Genomic DNA, 16,519 nt, shown 5'->3' on the forward strand with positions numbered 1-16,519 from the left:
CCTCTTCCCATCCCGAACAGAGTAGTTAAGCCCGTTAGCGCAGATGGTACTGCTATCATTGTGGGAGAGTATGTCGCCGCCTTCTTCTTGAAAACCCTTTATCTTACCGATAAAGGGTTTTTTTATGTGTGGATGTCAAATCTACACGCAACCTATTCTAAAAATCTGTATCTATATAATATAAATTAGATTCAGCCAAACAATGAAATACATTCTAAGCTTTATTATCGGTGCACTTTTATTATCCTGTTCTAACAATGAAAAGGACGAAGTTTCTAAGGATTTAATTTACGCCGACCTTCCACAAAAATGGAGTCTTTACAAAATAACCGGTGCGTTAGCTGGAAGCGAGATTACTGGTGATGACCTGGATTATCAGCAATTTTATGAGTTTAACGAGGACTACACTTTCGTGAAGACTAAAATTCAGAATGGTCAAACAATTACAGCGACCGGTACCTTTGAAATAGTGGAATCAGGAAATAAAGCTTATGTCCTAAAGTTTAACGAGGATAGCAGTCTTATTGAAAATTGCAGTAATGAGGAAGAAGAATATTTGTATATGGCTCTTGATGAAATTACCCTTTTAAGCAGTTGGTGGAATTGCGATGGACCAGGATTATTCTACGAACAGGTGGCTTTTGATTAAAGCTTAATATTATTAATCAAATAGGGCTTTCACTATAGTCATAATACCTTTAAACATTAAGAATATAGCCGCAAATGTTGCTAAAATACCTAGAATTAAAACGGCAATATATAATGGATGATCCTGATTATTGAATGCGCTATATAGAACGGAAGGGCCTATCATCACTAACGGTAACGCGCCAGCAAGATATTTTATTCCTGTAGACAGAACTTGTTTATTTGTGTGCTTCATCTTACTCTACTATATAATTCATGGAATCAACTTCAGATAACCTGAAATAGCCAAATGGATAATTTTCCTGATTGGTTCTATTAACTATGTTTCCTTTTACCGTCGCTGGCATTGTCTCAAAAGGGCCACCCTGATTAGTGCCAACCTGAGATCTTAATATAAATAGAAATTCATAATAACTTTTTGAGATCCCCTGAATCTGAATTTCTATAGCGTCACCACTTTCAATGTCCTCAGTAGAATAATATCCAAAGATCTGGTTTCCATTAGTAAATTCATCTTCATAGAATTCCAGGGTTACATCTTCATTTATAAATTCAAACAAATAATAATCTTCAGTTGCGGCCGGATCTGTATAAAACGCTTTTATCTCGATATCTTCACCTGAAAAGCCACCATTATTTAATTGCTCTATATAATCTATTTCAACTACTGGTTGAAAAGTTTCAGTAGCGGTATAAATCTCACCATCAACGATCACTTCCAGTGAATATGTTTTATTAAGTTCAGGAATGAAATTGGTATTAATATACATTCCAGCCTGATCGTAATTGAATGTAAATTCTTCACCCGATTCAGCATAAACTTTCACTTCGGCGTTTGGAACGGCATTCAATTCTTCATCGTAGAAAGGAGTTGTTTTAGTAATCCTTATTGTCTGTTGTTTACCATCAGTTCCTTTTATCCATTCAATAGATGCATCAATGACCAGTCTAGGTTGAGCTTCTTCTAAAGGAATATCAACCACTTCTTCACAAGAGATCAATCCTAAAAAAATGATAAATACGATATAGAAATTGAATCTTCTCATCTAAAATTTAAAATTATAGGTTATAGAAGGTATTATCCCGAATAATGATAATCTCACGGCTTCATTCTGATTTGTATCTGAATTCTCTCTGAAACTTATAGAATACGCATTCTGCCTGTTATAAACATTATAGATCCCGAAATTCCACGAAGACTGAAAGTCTCTATTTTTATTTTTCTTCGGAGTTAAGGTAGCCGAAAGATCCAGACGATGATATTCTGGCAAACGATCTCCATTTCTCTCACCGTATACGGGAACAGTAATTCCCTGGTATTCGTATTGAGCATTTGGGAAGGTTGTGGCCAGTCCGGTCTGAAATATGAAATTGGCATTAAATTGCCATTTATCGTTCAGTTCATAACTTGAAGTGATGCTTAAATCATGTGTTTTATCATAATTGGAGTTATACCAATCACTATTATTTATTCCCGGTTCTATAGCGCTTCTTCCTGGTGTACGCTGTTCAGACTTTGATAATGTATAACTAAGCCAACCAGTTAATCTGCCTTCGTTCTTACGAAGTAAAACTTCCATCCCGTAAGCTCTGGATTCACCATTCAGAACAACTCGTTCTATAGCATCATTAGCAATTAAATTCGCTCCGTCTATATAATCGATCCTGTTATCTATCTGCTTGTAAAATCCTTCAACTTCAAGCGAATATTCTCTATCGCTCATATTTCTGAAATAGCCAATCGCAAATTGATCTAAAATCTGTGGCTTTATATACTGACCGCTTGGAGCCCACACATCCAGTGGAGTAGGAGAGCTGGTATTGGAAATTAGGTGAAGATACTGAGCCATCCTATTATAACTGGCCTTGAGGGATTGCGAATCGTTGATCATATAAGAAACCGCGGCCCTTGGCTCAAAGTTATTGTAAGCTTTGATCGATTTATTCCTGGAAACACTATAGGAGTCAAGAATTTCACCTTCACTGTAAATTCCCCTTTCAGGATCGTAAGCTACCGGCTGATTATTTGCATAAGAATTAATCTCATCCTGGCCAAGGCGGAAAAAATTGCTCAATCTTAAACCATATTCCGCTGAAAATTTATCACTCAACCTATGTTCTGCTGAAATATACACAGCATTTTCAAAGGCATATTTGTTGATGAGCTTGTAATAATTAATTCCGGAAGTTTCATCAATTGGCTCAATTTCACCTGGATTGAATTCATAATAGGTATTCTGAATTCCATATTTCAGCTGAAAATCATCATTGATATAATGGTTAAAATCATACTTCAAATTCAAATTCTTAATTCCGCTGTCCCAGTTGAATCCTACAAAGTTCAAATTTAAGCCATAGTAGTAATCACTGTAGATCGCAGATAAGTTGGTGAATATATCATCTGAAAATACATGATTCCACCGAAGGTTTAAAACAGCGTTTCCATAGGTATTCTCAAAATTCTGACTGATATTGAATACATCCCTTCCAAAATATCCTGATAAAAGCAATTTGTTACTATCATCAAGTTTATAGCTCAGCTTTGTATTGAGATCATAGAAGTATGCCGAATTCTCATTATCGGTTAATTTCAAAAATAGATGGGCGTATGAGCTCCTACCACCAATTAGAAAAGAACCTTTATCTTTTACAATGGGGCCTTCAGCAAGTAACCTGCTTGAAATTGCGCCAATTCCACCCTGCATTTTAAATTCCTTACTATTCCCATCTCTCTGATAAATATCGAGGACAGATGAAACTCTTCCACCATATTCAGCTGGAATACCTCCTTTATAAAGTTTCAGATCTTTGATGGCATCTGGATTAAACACAGAAAAGAGTCCGAATAAATGTGAAGAATTGAAAATCGTTGCTTCGTCCAGTAATATTAAATTCTGATCTACTGCACCACCACGAACGTTAAAACCAGAAGATCCTTCTCCCGCATTGGAAACACCTGGAAGTAATAATAATGACTTTACAACATCAACCTCACCAAAAACCACTGGTAAACTCTGAATTGTGCTGATGGATAGTTTGTTAACGCTCATTTCAGGCTTTCTAATATTTAAGCCTTCGATATCGCTGGTAATCAAAACTTCCTCCAAATTTTCTGAAGCCTCTTGAAGTTCAAAATTTATCTTTCTATCTTCTGATAGGTTTATAGTTTGCTGAATGGGCTGATACCCCAGGTAGGAGATCTGAACCTTGTATTCTCCTTCAGGTAATTTTATGGAATAATAACCATAAGTATTGGTTACAACTCCTGTATTTGCTTCAGGAAAGATCACATTAACTCCAATAAGAGTTTCATTACTGGAGGCATCTGAAATAGTTCCGTTGAGAGTAAATAGTTCCTGCCCGTAAGTCTGGGTTTGGAAAAGTAGGATTAGCAGAAAGAGAGCTAAATAGCGGATAGTCAATTTTTTATTCAAAAATAGAATTTAGTATGCTAATAAAAAAGTTTATGCTTCGCTTAGGTTCAGACTTTCCTTTTGTTTTCTTGAAAACATGAATAATAGAAGAGAACTTAAAAACAAACAGGTTAGTAGAATTATCGCTAGCGGAATAGTGCTGGAAGTATGGAAAAAACTTACCATGAATGACGTAAGTGCTCCTAATACCATTTTTAAACTTCCTATTAATGCTGAAGCTCTACCTGCTTTCTTTTCAAATGGCTCTAGAGATAATGCTGTTGTGTTTGGGTTCTGGAAGCCTAATAGAAATAACATAAAGAATAATAATACGGCGGTTGTCATAAAGCCAAATTCGAAAATGGAATTGATCAGAAATAGTCCCGATAATATAACCAGGATCATACTATTAAATAAGGTGATTTGTAGAGTGGTGTATTTCCTTAAAAATAGTCGGTTTATCTGACTTCCAAGGATCAATCCGCCGGCATTTAAACCGAATAATATCCCAAATTCTTTCTGACTCAGATCATAGTTACCCATAAATAGTTTTGGCGCATCAGAGATGTAGGCGAACATGGCGCCAATTGCAAAACTACCGGAGAAAGCAAAACTTGAGAATTTTGGGTGGGTTAAGATTCCGAAATATTTGATAGCAACCTGTTTTGGTTTCAGGTCTACCTTTCTATCGGGGACAATGCTTTCAGGTAGAAATTTCGTAACACTAATGATCATAAGTGCGCAAAACATAGCAAGGAATAGAAAGATCATTTTCCATCCGAAGGAGTCAATAATAAAACTCCCAACTGTAGGTGCTATAATTGGTGCTCCGCCCATAATAAGCATTAGTACAGAGATGGCGCCGGCAACCTCATTTACAGGGAAAATATCCCTAATTATTGCCTTTGCTGCAACCATACCAGCCGCTGCACCAACTGCGAGGAAAAATCTTGAAATGATCAACCATTCCAGGTTTGGAGAATACATGCAGCTTAATGCTGATAACAGGTATAAACCCAATCCAATAAGTAAAGGCTTCTTTCTACCAAATTTGTCCATGATGGGCCCATAGGCAAGCTGGCCTAAAGAAATACCAATAAAGTAACTGGTAAGGGTAAGCCCGATCTGGCTTATAGTTGTATTGAAATCCTGGGCAATACTTTCAAATCCAGGTAAATAAGCGTCTATTGAAAATGGTCCCAGAGCGATCATTGTACCCAGAACCAGAAGGATAATATATTCCTGTTTTTTGTTTCTCTCTTCGGAATTTTGAATCATTATGCAAATTTCAGCAAACAGGCATTGCTGTTCTAATTTCTGAAGCTGTTTAACGAAAGATTAAACTATTTCGATTTAGTTTCATCAGTGCAGGCTATCAAAAATAAAGTGCGACCTTTGTGAGCTAATAAATACTAAACATGTCCTTCAAAAAACTGAATCCCTTATTAAAAGAAGCATTGAATGATCTAGGTTATGAGTCACCTACAGCTTTTCAGAAAAAAGCTTTGCCTAAAATTAAAAGCGGGGCAGATCTATATTGTCTGGCGCCTGATAATGCTGGGAAAACCACAGCTTTAATAATTAGTGTGATTCAGAAATTAAAGGCCGAAGCTTTTGAGGATTCTCCAAGGGCACTGATCTATGTTAAGGATAAGGAGGCAGCTTTGGAACTGGAGCAAAGATTCAGGGATTTTACGCGAGAAATGGATCTAAGAATTTATTGCGCTTATGAAGAGCAGAATATCGACGATCAAAAAGATGATATTTACTACGGTGTTGATATCGTGATCGCCACACCAAAAAGATTAAGTAAGCTGTTTTCTATGACTGGAATTCATCTTGGACAACTTCAGTTATTTATCATTGAGGATGCTGAATTCATGGCGAAATCTGGTTTATACAATGATGTGGTAAGAATACCGCTAAGTATCAATAAATGTCAATATCTTGTATTTGCTGCTGAAATGGAGCCTAAAATAGAGCGATTGCAGGAACAATTTATGGACAGAGCTCAAATTGTAAGAGTTAAGAAATAAAAAAAGCCCTGCTTTCACAGGGCTTTTAATTTAAATATCAATTTGATTAGGCGTCTGTCGCCAAAATCTCGTTTAATTTATCACTTGGACGCATAGCTTTTTTCGTAAGCTCTTCGTCTGGCTCATAATATCCACCAATATCTACTGGAGATCCCTGAGCATCTAACAGATCCTGAAGAATTTTTTCCTGGTTTTCTTCCATCATCTTCGCAACTCTTCCGAAGTAGATATTAAGATCTGTATTGCTTGTTTGTGTAGAAAGCGCTTCTGCCCAGTATAAGGCAAGGTAGAAATGACTTCCTCTGTTATCAAGCTCATTGACTTTTCTTGAAGGAGACCTACCTTCATTCAGGAATCTTTCGGTAGCTTCATCCAGAGCTTCTGCAAGAGTCAATGCTTTTGAATTATCATATTTATTTCCAAGATGTTCAAGAGAGACCGCTAAAGCAAGGAACTCACCTAAAGAATCCCATCTTAAATGACCTTCTTTTACAAACTGCTGAACATGCTTTGGAGCAGATCCACCTGCACCAGTTTCAAATAGACCACCACCATTCATCAACGGCACGATAGATAACATCTTTGCACTTGTACCGAGTTCAAGAATAGGGAAAAGATCGGTTAGGTAATCTCTAAGAACATTACCTGTAACAGAAATTGTGTCTTTTCCAGCTTTTACTCTCTCAAGGGTGTATTTTGTAGCTTCGGTTGGAGCCATGATCTTGATCTCCAAACCTTCGGTATTATGCTCTGGTAAATATTTATTTACTTTCTTGATCAGCTCGGCATCGTGAGCTCTGTTTTTATCTAACCAGAATACAGCCGGCATTTTTGTAGCCTGTGCTCTTGAGATAGCAAGTTTGATCCAATCCTGAATTGGAGCATCTTTTACCTGGCACATTCTCCAGATATCTCCTTTTTCAACATGATGTTCAAGTATGGTCTCACCCTTTGAATTGATAACTTTTACTGTTCCGTTTGATGGAATTTCAAAAGTCTTGTCATGAGACCCGTATTCTTCAGCCTTTTGAGCCATTAGACCAACATTAGGAACTGTTCCCATAGTTGTTGGATCAAATGCGCCATGTTCCTTACAGAAATCTATGGTTGCCTGGTATAGACCCGCATATGAACTATCTGGGATAACAGCTTTTGTGTCCTGAGTTTTTCCTTCAGCATTCCACATTTGTCCAGAAGTTCTAATCATTGCAGGCATTGAAGCATCAATAATAACATCACTTGGTACGTGAAGGTTGGTAATACCCTCATCTGAATTTACCATGGCGATATCAGGACCGTCTTTAAGATCTTTCTCTATTGCAGATTTGATCTCATTTCTCTTGTCTTCAGGAAGCGTTTCGATGGCATTCAGAACATCTCCAAGACCACTATTTTGATCGGCACCTGCTTTTTCAAGTTCTGCTCCATATTTTTCGAATACATCTTCAAAGAAAACTTCAACCGCATGTCCAAAAATGATAGGGTCTGATACTTTCATCATTGTAGCCTTCATATGAAGAGAGAAAAGGACATCTTTTTCTTTAGCATCTTTAACCTCTTTACGTAGAAAATCAAGAAGTGCTTTTTTGCTCATTACTGTAGCATCTACAACTTCACCATTCAATACTTTCAGGTTATCTTTTAAAACCTTTTTATCTCCGCTTTCTGAAGTAAATTCAATTTTTAAAATGTCATCGCTGGAAAGAGTAAGGGATTTTTCGTTAGACCTGAAGTCACCTTCACTCATTGTAGCTACATGAGTTTTAGAGTCTGAACTCCATTCTCCCATTCTATGAGGATTTTTCTTGGCGAAATTTTTAACGGCCTTTGGAGCACGTCTGTCTGAATTACCTTCTCTTAATACGGGATTTACAGCACTACCTTTTACTTTATCGTAGCGTGCCTGAATTTCTTTTTCTTTATCGTTCGAAGGTTCGTCTGGATAATCTGGTATCGCAAAACCTTTAGATTGTAATTCTGAGATCGCATTTTTCAGCTGTGGAATAGATGCGCTAATATTTGGTAATTTAATGATGTTTGCTTCTGGCTTCTTGGCAAGTTCACCAAGTTCAGCAAGATCATCGGTTACTTTCTGGTCCTCTTTAAGATAATCTGGGAATTGAGAAAGTATTCTACCGGCTAATGAAATATCACGTGTTTCAAGACTTACGCCTGCGGCTTTAGTGAAAGCTTCAATAATTGGCAGGAACGAATAAGTTGCCAGCATTGGAGCCTCATCAGTTTTAGTATAAATTATTTTTTCTTTCTGTGACATTTTTTATGTTTTTGGTTGCAATATATTCAAAGAAAACCCCGGATGATACCAGGGTGTTATCTTACGCGCAATATACAGTATTTACGGCTTTTATCCTAAGTCTAAAGGGGTTCTCAGTTGTTAAGAAATCATAAATCTGGAAATAAAAAAGCCATTTCATCTTAATTGCTAAAATGAAATGGCTTCAGGAAACAGTAATTCATCACTTAGATGATGTAAAGCGTTTTAAGCTTTTTTAAATCTACTGTTTCGAATGATTCAGTTTTAAAGGATTAAAATTGAATCAAAATAGCTTTTATCTTTCAAACGAATTTTGATAATACAAAATATTAAAGTGTTATATAGAAGATAAAAACCTGATATGTAAAGAACTTGCTTTACGAAATCATCGTCCAGATTAAAAATTCTTTTGTCATTTTAACCGCTACGATATTTCATACTAAATATAAGAAGAATCAATTTTTGAAAGAAGGTTTTTAACATTTTAAAAACTATCTTTTATAATGGTAATAGACATAAAAAAAGCCTCAATAAAAATTGAGGCTTTAGATTGTATTCTTAAAGAATAATTATTTTCTAATCGCTTCTTTAATACGAGCTTTCTTACCAGTAAGACCTCTGAAGTAAAAGATTCTAGCTCTTCTAACGCTACCTTTCTTGTTGATTTCGATCTTCTGGATAGCAGGAAGGTTGATAGGGAATATTCTCTCTACACCAACAGTACCACTCATCTTTCTAATAGTGAAAGTTTGAGAAGAACCTGTTCCTCTCTTCTGAATTACAACTCCTCTAAAAAACTGAGTTCTGGTCTTCTGACCCTCTTTAATTTCGTAATACACAGTGATTGTATCACCTGCTGAAAATTCTGGTAGATCTTTTCTTTCTACGAATTCGTCCTGAACGTATTTTACTAACGATTCCATTTTATATAGTTTAATGTAAAACCTAAAACAACATCCACGGTTATCGCCAGAGGTTATTCTAGAATGAGTGCAAAATTAATCAATTTATATTATTCTACAAGCCTGTAAGTGAAAAAATTAATCTTCTTCTAATAGGTCTGGTCGGAGTCTTTTTGTTCGCTCATAAGCCTCATTTTCACGCCATTCCTCGATCTTCGGGAAATTTCCTGAAGTAAGGATTTCTGGAACCTCCCAACCTTTATATTCTGCCGGTCTCGTATAAACCGGTGGAGCTAGTAAATTATCCTGAAAAGAATCGGTTAGGGCAGAGGTTTCATTTCCTAGAACACCTGGAATTAATCGAATGATCGAATCACAGAGAACTGCAGCTCCAAGTTCACCTCCAGATAATACATAATCGCCAATAGAAATTTCTTTAGTGATAAACTGATCTCTTACTCTTTGATCTACTCCTTTATAGTGGCCGCAAAGAATGATGATATTTTCATTCAGACTTAAGCTATTTGCTGTTTTCTGATTTAGAGTCGCTCCATCTGGAGTCATGTAAATGACTTCATCATAATTCCGCTCAGCTTTCAATCCTGAAATACATTTGTCTATTGGTTCTATCATCATCACCATACCTGCACCACCACCAAATTGATAATCGTCTACCTGCTTATAATTATCTGTAGTATAATCGCGAAGATTATGAAAGTGGATCTCTACCAGACCTTTTTTTATCGCCCTCTGTAAAATAGAGGCTTCAAAAGGACTTTTGAGAATATCCGGAACTACCGTAATTATATCAATTCGCATTATAGAGGATTAAATTTTGAGAAAACCTTCAGACTAAATATTTCCGCTAGCCTTATTTTTTTCGTCCTGTAGCATTCTACCAAGACGTTGTTCTTTTTCAAGTGCTTTAGTTCGATAAGCATCAAACTCTTTTTCGGTCTCGCTTAATTTTTGCTGAGCATCACGGGTTGCAGCATGTGAACTCTTATATCTAAAAAATATGATCAATAATAATGCGATTAGCACTCCAACAATTCCCCACATCATCGCTTTGTAGCCACCTTTTGAGAAAGGCATACCTAAAAACATCAAAGCATCTTTTTCTTCAGAAACTCTTTTCAGGTCTTCCTGGGTCGCTTCCAGGTCTGATTTTAATTGCTGAATTTCGTCATTTTGCTGGTCTGCTGTGTTCTTCTGAACAATGATCTCTTCCTTTAATTCAGTAATATAATTCCTGGTAGTATTTCTTAGCTCAATAAGCTTGTCATAATCTACCACTTTATAACCCTGGTAATTGTTAGACTCCTGAATTAATGCTGAAAATTCATCCTGAATTGGTGTTTCGGTCTTAAGGCTGTCTGTTTGGGCATTCATCTGAAATACACTTACGATAACAAAAACAGCTACAATGTAAAGCTTGTTACTCATTTTCTTGGGGATTGATTTTGTTTGGTTCATTAAAACAAATGGCGAAAATATTGGGTTAGTATATTTCAGATTTTCGGGAAGAGCTTCGCCTTTGTAAAATTTAAATTGTTTTGAATCAGTTTTATAAAATGTTTTAAGTGGCGCAAAAATAAAAAAAACCTGCCGGATTGGGCAGGTCTTTTCTTTAAAAAAATATAAGATTCTAGTAATAGGTATAGCGTCTTACTTTTGCAATATACTTAGCAAGTCTAATAACCTGATGGCTATAACCGTATTCATTATCATACCATATATATAGTATCACATTTTTTCCGTCTGCAGAAACAATGGTTGCGTTACTGTCATAAATAGCTGGTGCAGATGATCCAATAATGTCTGATGATACCAACTCATTGTCTACTGAATATTGAATTTGCTCTACAAGTTCACCTTCCAACGCATATTTTTTAAGCAATGAATTTACATTTTCCAGGCTTGTTTCTTTTTCAACTTCCAGGTTAAGGATGGCTAGCGAACCATTCGGAACAGGAACTCTAATCGCATTCGAGGTTAGTTTTCCTTCAAAAACAGGCAATGCTTTAGAAACGGCTTTTCCAGCACCAGTTTCAGTAATTACCATATTTAGTCCCGCAGCACGACCTCTTCTGTATTTATTATGCATATTATCAACCAGGTTCTGGTCATTAGTATATGCGTGAATTGTTTCAAGGTGTCCATGAACTACTCCCAGGGAATCCTGAATTGCTTTTAGCACTGGCGTGATGGCATTCGTGGTACAGGATGCAGCTGAAAAAATATCGATCTCTTCAGGGCTGTGTTCTTTTTGATTAACTCCATGCACAATATTAGGTACTCCTTTTCCTGGAGCTGTAAGCAATACCTTGGCAGCTCCTTTAGAAACAAGGTGTCTGCTTAATGCTTCTTTATCTCTAAATGCTCCAGTGTTATCAATAACTAACGCATTATTAATTCCGTATTTAGTGTAATCTATATCTTCCGGCTGATTTGCAGAAATCATATGTACGGTAGTTCCGTTAATGATCAATGCTGAATTTTTCTCATCCACATTGACCGTTCCACTAAAGGGACCGTGGACTGAATCACTTTTTAACAGGGAAGCTCTTTTTTCCAGAACGCTCTGGTCTACTTTACCTCTTGTTACAACAGCACGAAGTCTAAGCTGATTTCCTTTTCCTGTTCTGGTCATTAATTCACGAGCCACAAGTCTACCAATTCTGCCAAAACCGTAAAGAACTACATCTTTAGGGGTAACCGCCTCAGTTTCTTTAGCATCACTTAGCTTGTTAGAAACAAAGGCCATGGCATTGCTATGAGGTTGACCATCTAAATGGTATTCGTAAGTTAATTTCCCGATATCAAGTTTAGCAGGAGGAAGATTGAGATCCTGGATCGCCTTGGCGATCTCAACAGAATCAAAGATAGAAATTGGTTTTCCTACAAATTCCGCAGCATATTCATGAAGATCCAGAATATCGCTTACATTTCTATTGATTAGTTGATTTCTGAATAATACAAGCTCGATAGATTTATCATACCATAGGTCACTTACAATATTGATAAATTCTACGGTAGCTTTTCGGCGATCTGCCTGGAAAGAAAGTTCTTTTTCGTAAACTTTATTAAAGTCCATGTTAAGTTGTGTTGTTATAAATTTTCGGCAAAAGTATATATTTCAAACGTTTTCGTAAAAGTTTTTATGCATAAAAAACCCTTCCATTAGGGAAGGGTTCAATTTTATTAGCAATAGCAATAATTATCTCCAGATCATTCGTTGTTTTTCACCTCTTTGATTGTAGTAAGTGATCACAATTGAATTAGATTTTGTCCTGGTTTGCATAATTTCTTCAACGTCTCTAATAGAAGATACTTTTTGATTATTGATTTCGGCGATTATTCCTCCAACAAGATCGGCAGAAGGTAGATCTTCATTTAAAGTTCGGTTGATCCTTACTCCATTTGGTGCCTTATATTCTTTAAGTTCTTCAGGAGATGCATTGGCAACTTCAAGTCCCAGAACCGGAATGGCAAAAGTAGTAAGTTCAGTTAGTTTGACACTCACTTCTCGTTCCTTTCCATTTCTAAGTAATCTTACCATAACTTCATCTCCAGGCCTTTTTGAATTAATATATCCCGTTAGGTCTGAAAATTTATTGATCTCAATATTGTCAATTTTCCTGATGATATCATTTTGACGAATCCCTGATTTTTCTGCGCCGCTTCCCGGTGTAACTTCTGAAACATATACTCCCTGAGATTCATTTATATCGAGTCTTTCGATAGTCTGCGGATTAAGACTTCCACCTCTAATTCCCAGAATTCCTTTTTGAACATCACCAAATTCCATAATGTCCTCAACAATCTTTCTTGCGTTATTTGAAGGAACTGCAAAGGCATAACCAATATAGCTTCCGCTAGGGGAGCTAATGGCCGTGTTAATTCCAACAAGCTCACCATTGATGTTCACCAAAGCACCACCGCTGTTTCCAGGGTTTATGGCAGCATCTGTTTGAATAAAAGACTGTGGTGAATTATCACGAACATTCAGATCTCTTGCTTTCGCACTAATGATACCTGCGGTTACAGTTGACTTCAGGTTAAACGGATTACCAACTGCCAGCACCCATTCTCCTAATTCCAGGTTATTAGAATTGCCGAACGGAATATATTCCAGATCTTCATTCGCATCAACCTTTATTAGGGCAATATCAGAGATTGGGTCACTGCCAATCACTTCGGCTTTATAAGTTTTATTGTTATTCAGGGTCACTTCAATCTCACTAGCTCCGTCAATCACATGATTGTTGGTGACAATATAACCGTCTGGTGTTATGATAACTCCTGAACCAGCTCCCTGTAGGGCTCTTCCGCCATTATTTCCATAAGGGGTGTATTCCCAGATACTTCTAGGGCCTCCTTTGAATACGGCAACATTTTTTACGTGAACAACGGCATGTACTGTTTTTTCAGCAGCTTCGGTAAAATCTGCATTGGTTCCGTAAGCATGGGTTTTTGAAACCGGGATAAAAGAATTTTCTGTTTCCTGTGGTAAAAATTGTTCAGATTCTTCATCGAAGAAAAGCTTGTAACTTCCTAAAGTCACCGCTCCTCCAAGAATAGAAACGAATAGTAGGCTTGCTATTTTTTTCATTTCGGATGTTATTTAATTAATTAACAATTTAGATGACCAGATTATTATGCTTAAAACATAAATTTAACGACCATTTAACACCCCGGAATTCCTCTTCAAAATTGTATATTTGTGCCACTTTAAAATGACTTATGAAGCTGACATTTTATAAATATCAGGGTACCGGTAACGACTTTGTTATGATCGATAATCGGGATAATAAATTCTCCAAAAATGATACCAAATTGGTAAATCATCTTTGTGACAGGAAATTCGGAATTGGTGGTGACGGACTCATTCTTCTCGAGAATTCTGAAGATCCCCAAGATGATTTTAAAATGGTCTATTTTAATGCCGATGGCAATGAAAGTAGTATGTGTGGGAATGGTGGTAGATGTCTCGTAGCGTTCGCCAAACATCTTGAGATCATAAAAGATTCAGCAAGATTTACTGCTATAGATGGAATACATGACGCGGTGATTGAGAGTGGGATCGTTAGTCTTAAAATGCAAGATGTGAATCATTTGGAGATTGAAAAGGATTTTTTATTCATGGATACGGGCTCTCCACATCACGTCATATTTACTGATAATGTTTCTGAAATAGATTTAAAGAAGGAAGGTTCTGAGATTAGGTATTCTGATAGGTATAAAGCTAATAATGGTACGAACGTAAATTTCGTGGAACCGATTTCAGAAGATACTTTTTCTGTAAGAACCTATGAAAGGGGAGTGGAAGATGAAACTCTATCTTGTGGTACTGGAGTTACAGCAGTAGCACTGGCAGCATATAGGTCTAAAAGAACCAATTCTGATAAAGTGAAATTAATTACTCCGGGTGGAGAATTATCGGTTAAATTTAGTGAATCTGAAAAAGGCTTCTCTAATGTATGGTTATCCGGACCTGCAGAGTTAGTCTTCAAAGGAGAGATTTTATGCTAACATTAAAAGGTCAGAAAGTATTTTTAAGGGCTTTGGAGCCAGAAGATCTTGACTTTGTTCATGAAATAGAGAATAATGAAGATTTCTGGGAGATTAGTTCTACGCAATCTCCATATTCTAAATTCCTTATAAGACAATATATAGAAAATGCCCATCGTGATATTTATGACATTAAGCAGTTGCGCCTGGTAATCTGTACAAAAAGAGGTAGGCGAGTGGGTTTAATCGATGTTTTTGACCTTGAGCCCAGAGATAAACGCGCATCTCTTGGTATACTTATCGCAAATAAGAAAGACAGGAATAAAGGTTTTGGATCAGAAAGTCTTTCCTTGATATGCGATTTCTGTTTTACACATCTTGGTCTGCATCAGGTTTATGCCAATGTTACTGAAGGCAATAAAGACAGTATGCGGGTTTTTGAAAATAATGGTTTTAGAAAAGTTGGTCTAAAAAAAGACTGGACGCTGTTCAATGGTGAATACAAGGATGAATGGCTATATCAATTAATAAGCAATGTACATTAAAAAAATATTAGTCGCCGTCCTGGTGCTGGGAGTTTTAGGTTTTGGAATTTTTGGGTATTATGTCTATAACAGCATATTTTCTTCAAATACTAGTTTTGATTCTAAAGAGCAGGTAGTGTATGTTCCAACTGGAGCAGATTATCAAACGGTGTTAGACTCATTACGACCTTACATTAAGGATATAGAATCGTTTTCCCTGGTGGCGCAAAAAAAGGGATATGCCAATAACATCAGACCCGGGCGTTATTTTCTGAAGAAAGGAATGAATAATAATGAACTGGTTAATCAATTAAGAATTGGTAATAAACCAGTAAAAGTGATCTTTAATAATCAAGAAAGATTGGAAGACCTTGCCGGTCGTATTTCAGGCCAGATCGAGGCTGATAGTCTTGAACTTTTAGAAACTTTCCAGGATGAAACTTATCTGAAAAATAACGATCTGGATATTAGAAATGCATTGAATCTATATATTCCGAATCAATATGAATTTTATTGGAATACTTCTGCGGAAGAATTCAGAGATAGAATGAAAAAGGAATATAATCGATTCTGGAATGAAAAAAGAAAAAAGAGAGCCGAAGAAATTGGTTTAACACCAAAAGAAGTTACTGTAATTGCGTCCATAGTTCAGAAAGAAACAGCTAAAGTAGATGAAAGACCAAGAGTAGCCGGCGTTTATATGAACAGGTATAATGATGGTTGGAAACTGGATGCCGATCCTACAGTTATTTATGCTATTAAAGAAAAAACCGGAAATTTTGATACGATCATCAAAAGAGTGCTTTACAAGGATCTTGAATTAGATTCGCCATATAATACCTATAAATATCGTGAAATTCCACCGGGCCCAATTTCTATGCCTGATATATCTTCTATAGAGGCTGTCTTGAATTATGAGAAACATGATTTCTACTATTTTGTGGCAAATGTGGAAAATTTCGGCTACCACAAATTTGCCAAAAACCTTGCCCAGCATAACCGAAATAAGCAGGAATATGTGCGTTGGATCAATCGTCAGGGAATAAAAAGATAAACGCTGTTTTATTGAGGAAACTTTAAGTTTTTGAATACCAGTAAGTTATTGTTTTGTTAAGAGCGCGATAACTTTAATTAATGTTTAACAGCCTGTAATTCAAATTATTAAAATTTGTTATACATTTGCCCGGCGAATATGAAAGGGGTATGA

15 protein-coding genes and 1 rRNA gene are annotated in these 16,519 nt (G+C 36.4%); 6 read left to right on the plus strand and 10 right to left on the minus strand.

Annotation, left to right across the window (positions count from 1 at the left end):
* Together rrf and RE431_RS03785 are read left to right on the plus strand one after the other, a co-directional pair.
* Nucleotides 1–85 (plus strand): 5S ribosomal RNA (rrf, locus tag RE431_RS03780); the annotation flags it as partial.
* A gap of 117 nt (nt 86–202) precedes the next feature.
* On the plus strand, nt 203–649 hold the full coding sequence (locus RE431_RS03785; RefSeq protein WP_309560637.1) for a hypothetical protein: 447 nt from the start codon (nt 203–205) through the stop codon (nt 647–649).
* 12 nt (nt 650–661) lie between these two features.
* Here RE431_RS03785 and RE431_RS03790 read toward each other — a convergent pair whose 3' ends face one another.
* From RE431_RS03790 to RE431_RS03805, 4 genes are read right to left on the minus strand one after another with little or no spacing between them, the layout of a single operon-like run.
* Complete coding sequence (locus RE431_RS03790) at nt 662–883, minus strand: DUF6095 family protein (RefSeq protein WP_309560638.1); 222 nt, start codon at nt 881–883, stop codon at nt 662–664.
* Nucleotide 884: 1 nt separating this feature from the next.
* Complete coding sequence (locus RE431_RS03795; protein WP_309560639.1) at nt 885–1,694, minus strand: DUF4249 domain-containing protein; 810 nt, start codon at nt 1,692–1,694, stop codon at nt 885–887.
* Nucleotides 1,695–4,082, minus strand: coding sequence for a TonB-dependent receptor (locus RE431_RS03800; protein ID WP_309560640.1), 2,388 nt, complete (start codon nt 4,080–4,082; stop codon nt 1,695–1,697). It abuts the gene before it with no gap.
* Nucleotides 4,083–4,112: 30 nt separating this feature from the next.
* Nucleotides 4,113–5,339 carry a multidrug effflux MFS transporter gene (locus RE431_RS03805; protein ID WP_309560641.1) on the minus strand — a complete coding sequence of 409 codons (1,227 nt, stop codon included), beginning with the start codon at nt 5,337–5,339 and terminating at the stop codon, nt 4,113–4,115.
* Between the two features lie 140 nt (nt 5,340–5,479).
* Here RE431_RS03805 and RE431_RS03810 point away from each other — a divergent pair, with 140 nt between their 5' ends.
* Nucleotides 5,480–6,097 carry a DEAD/DEAH box helicase gene (locus RE431_RS03810; RefSeq protein ID WP_309560642.1) on the plus strand — a complete coding sequence of 206 codons (618 nt, stop codon included), beginning with the start codon at nt 5,480–5,482 and terminating at the stop codon, nt 6,095–6,097.
* Nucleotides 6,098–6,143: 46 nt separating this feature from the next.
* On the opposite strand, the gene RE431_RS03815 is transcribed toward RE431_RS03810, so the two are convergent.
* The 6 genes from RE431_RS03815 to RE431_RS03840 form a co-directional block, all read right to left on the minus strand.
* Nucleotides 6,144–8,372, minus strand: a complete 2,229-nt coding sequence (locus RE431_RS03815) for an NADP-dependent isocitrate dehydrogenase (protein WP_309560643.1) — start codon at nt 8,370–8,372, stop codon at nt 6,144–6,146.
* A 569-nt stretch (nt 8,373–8,941) separates the two neighbouring features.
* The gene (rplS, locus tag RE431_RS03820; RefSeq protein ID WP_309560644.1) at nt 8,942–9,295 is read right to left on the minus strand and encodes a 50S ribosomal protein L19; all 354 of its coding nucleotides are present in this window, start codon (nt 9,293–9,295) and stop codon (nt 8,942–8,944) included.
* 117 nt (nt 9,296–9,412) lie between these two features.
* Nucleotides 9,413–10,093, minus strand: a complete 681-nt coding sequence (gene trmD, locus RE431_RS03825; RefSeq protein ID WP_309560645.1) for a tRNA (guanosine(37)-N1)-methyltransferase TrmD — start codon at nt 10,091–10,093, stop codon at nt 9,413–9,415.
* Between the two features lie 33 nt (nt 10,094–10,126).
* Nucleotides 10,127–10,720: a hypothetical protein gene (locus RE431_RS03830; protein ID WP_309560646.1), complete on the minus strand. Its 594-nt coding sequence runs from the start codon at nt 10,718–10,720 to the stop codon at nt 10,127–10,129.
* Between the two features lie 202 nt (nt 10,721–10,922).
* On the minus strand, nt 10,923–12,371 hold the full coding sequence (locus RE431_RS03835; RefSeq protein WP_309560647.1) for a glyceraldehyde-3-phosphate dehydrogenase: 1,449 nt from the start codon (nt 12,369–12,371) through the stop codon (nt 10,923–10,925).
* A gap of 123 nt (nt 12,372–12,494) precedes the next feature.
* Nucleotides 12,495–13,889, minus strand: coding sequence for a trypsin-like peptidase domain-containing protein (locus tag RE431_RS03840; RefSeq protein WP_309560648.1), 1,395 nt, complete (start codon nt 13,887–13,889; stop codon nt 12,495–12,497).
* A 131-nt stretch (nt 13,890–14,020) separates the two neighbouring features.
* Between RE431_RS03840 and dapF the strand changes: the two genes are divergently transcribed.
* From dapF to mltG, 3 genes are read left to right on the plus strand one after another with little or no spacing between them, the layout of a single operon-like run.
* Entirely contained in the window at nt 14,021–14,809 is a 789-nt protein-coding gene (gene dapF, locus RE431_RS03845) for a diaminopimelate epimerase (protein WP_309560649.1), read from the plus strand.
* Complete coding sequence (locus tag RE431_RS03850) at nt 14,803–15,333, plus strand: GNAT family N-acetyltransferase (protein ID WP_309560650.1); 531 nt, start codon at nt 14,803–14,805, stop codon at nt 15,331–15,333. Before dapF ends, RE431_RS03850 begins: the two co-directional genes overlap by 7 nt.
* Nucleotides 15,323–16,366: an endolytic transglycosylase MltG gene (gene mltG, locus RE431_RS03855; protein WP_309560651.1), complete on the plus strand. Its 1,044-nt coding sequence runs from the start codon at nt 15,323–15,325 to the stop codon at nt 16,364–16,366. Before RE431_RS03850 ends, mltG begins: the two co-directional genes overlap by 11 nt.
* Nucleotides 16,367–16,519 lie beyond the last annotated feature (153 nt).

The sequence above is a fragment of the Christiangramia sediminicola genome (assembly GCF_031344135.1).
Classification (GTDB): Bacteria; Bacteroidota; Bacteroidia; order Flavobacteriales; family Flavobacteriaceae; genus Christiangramia; species Christiangramia sediminicola.

Coding starts and splice junctions, on each gene's coding strand:
- RE431_RS03785 (WP_309560637.1), top strand. CDS start 203: ATGAAATACATTCTAAGCTTTATTATCGGTGCACTTTTATTATCCTGT.
- RE431_RS03790 (WP_309560638.1), bottom strand. CDS start 883: ATGAAGCACACAAATAAACAAGTTCTGTCTACAGGAATAAAATATCTT.
- RE431_RS03795 (WP_309560639.1), bottom strand. CDS start 1,694: ATGAGAAGATTCAATTTCTATATCGTATTTATCATTTTTTTAGGATTG.
- RE431_RS03805 (WP_309560641.1), bottom strand. CDS start 5,339: ATGATTCAAAATTCCGAAGAGAGAAACAAAAAACAGGAATATATTATC.
- RE431_RS03810 (WP_309560642.1), top strand. CDS start 5,480: ATGTCCTTCAAAAAACTGAATCCCTTATTAAAAGAAGCATTGAATGAT.
- RE431_RS03815 (WP_309560643.1), bottom strand. CDS start 8,372: ATGTCACAGAAAGAAAAAATAATTTATACTAAAACTGATGAGGCTCCA.
- rplS (WP_309560644.1), bottom strand. CDS start 9,295: ATGGAATCGTTAGTAAAATACGTTCAGGACGAATTCGTAGAAAGAAAA.
- trmD (WP_309560645.1), bottom strand. CDS start 10,093: ATGCGAATTGATATAATTACGGTAGTTCCGGATATTCTCAAAAGTCCT.
- RE431_RS03830 (WP_309560646.1), bottom strand. CDS start 10,720: ATGAGTAACAAGCTTTACATTGTAGCTGTTTTTGTTATCGTAAGTGTA.
- RE431_RS03835 (WP_309560647.1), bottom strand. CDS start 12,371: ATGGACTTTAATAAAGTTTACGAAAAAGAACTTTCTTTCCAGGCAGAT.
- RE431_RS03840 (WP_309560648.1), bottom strand. CDS start 13,889: ATGAAAAAAATAGCAAGCCTACTATTCGTTTCTATTCTTGGAGGAGCG.
- dapF (WP_309560649.1), top strand. CDS start 14,021: ATGAAGCTGACATTTTATAAATATCAGGGTACCGGTAACGACTTTGTT.
- RE431_RS03850 (WP_309560650.1), top strand. CDS start 14,803: ATGCTAACATTAAAAGGTCAGAAAGTATTTTTAAGGGCTTTGGAGCCA.
- mltG (WP_309560651.1), top strand. CDS start 15,323: ATGTACATTAAAAAAATATTAGTCGCCGTCCTGGTGCTGGGAGTTTTA.